This window comes from Streptomyces luteolifulvus (assembly GCF_008806595.1).
Lineage (GTDB): Bacteria > Actinomycetota > Actinomycetes > Streptomycetales > Streptomycetaceae > Streptomyces > Streptomyces luteolifulvus.
In genome coordinates this window covers 1-990 of sequence record NZ_VZRB01000101.1, presented here as the reverse complement: position 1 = coordinate 990, position 990 = coordinate 1, and the positions used below count along the sequence as shown (strand labels likewise).

The window sequence follows — 990 nt, the reverse complement described above, 5'->3', positions numbered from 1 at the left end:
CGGAGGTCTACCGCTGCTGGTCGACTCCTGAGAGTCACCGGACGCATCGCGACATCGAGGCCGAGCACCGCGCGATCATGGAGGCCACCGTCGGCCGCGACGCCGACCTCGCGGTCAGTCTCAGCGAGCGGCACATCCGGCTCACCACCGAGCTGCTGATCGTCAGTCAGCAGACGCCCGAGTCCGCCTGACGGGGTCAGGCGCTCGCATGGCGCGGGCGATGGCCAGGCTCGCGGTGCGGATCGCGACCCGGTTGGGGATCTGGGTGCCGTCCTCGCCCGGTGATACGAGAGAGAGCGCACCCAGCGCCGCCCCTCGGCGATCGAGGATCGGCGCCGCCACCGTGGAGATGAAGGCAGGCCCGCTCGACAACGGGTTCGGGGCGGAGAGCGCGCACACGCCTTCCGATCGCGTCATCGCGAGGAGTTGCCGCAGCCGGACCGGGTCGGCGGCGCGGGCCAGGCACGGGTCTCGCACATCGTCCGGCGCGTACGCCAGCAGGGCCACGCCGATACCGGTCTCCTCGAGGGGGATCCGGCCTCCCACGCGGTACTTGACCGCCGTCGCATCCGTGGCGGAGAGCCGCTCGACGAGCACACCCTCGTCCCCCTCCCTCACCGCCAGCAGGATGTGCTGACGGGTGACGTGGTGCAGGTCCTCCATCACCGGCAACGCCGCCGCACGCAGACCATGACCACGCGGGGCAAGCGACGCGATCTCGAGCAGCTGGAGTCCGACCACGAACTCCCCGTCGTCGCGGCGTTCCAATGCCCCCAGGCGCAGGAGCTGGTTGGCGATCCGCAGCGCGGTGCTCTTCGGGAGGCCTGCTCGGACGGCAAGCGTCTGCAAGGGCAGGCTCTCGCCGTCCGACGTGAACGCCCGCAGCAGCCGGAACGCCCGGTCCAGGATCGGCTCCCCGACAGGCGGCCGGCCGGAGGGACGCCCGGAATATTGCGTGCCACTCATCGAAATGCCCCCTGCATGCCGGCC

1 protein-coding gene and 1 pseudogene are annotated in these 990 nt (G+C 71.2%); one reads left to right on the top strand and one right to left on the bottom strand.

Annotated elements, in window-relative coordinates:
* Positions 1-191: pseudogene (locus F7R91_RS41760) on the top strand (FCD domain-containing protein); the annotation flags it as partial.
* Here the strand turns inward: F7R91_RS41760 and F7R91_RS41755 are convergent.
* Positions 163-966, bottom strand: coding sequence for an IclR family transcriptional regulator (locus tag F7R91_RS41755; RefSeq protein WP_150959102.1), 804 nt, complete (start codon positions 964-966; stop codon positions 163-165). The pseudogene F7R91_RS41760 and the gene F7R91_RS41755 sit on opposite strands and share 29 nt — an antisense overlap.
* Positions 967-990 lie beyond the last annotated feature (24 nt).

Bases quoted from the DNA above. Each gene is read 5' to 3' on its own strand.
- F7R91_RS41755 (WP_150959102.1), bottom strand. From the start codon at position 966: ATGAGTGGCACGCAATATTCCGGGCGTCCCTCCGGCCGGCCGCCTGTC.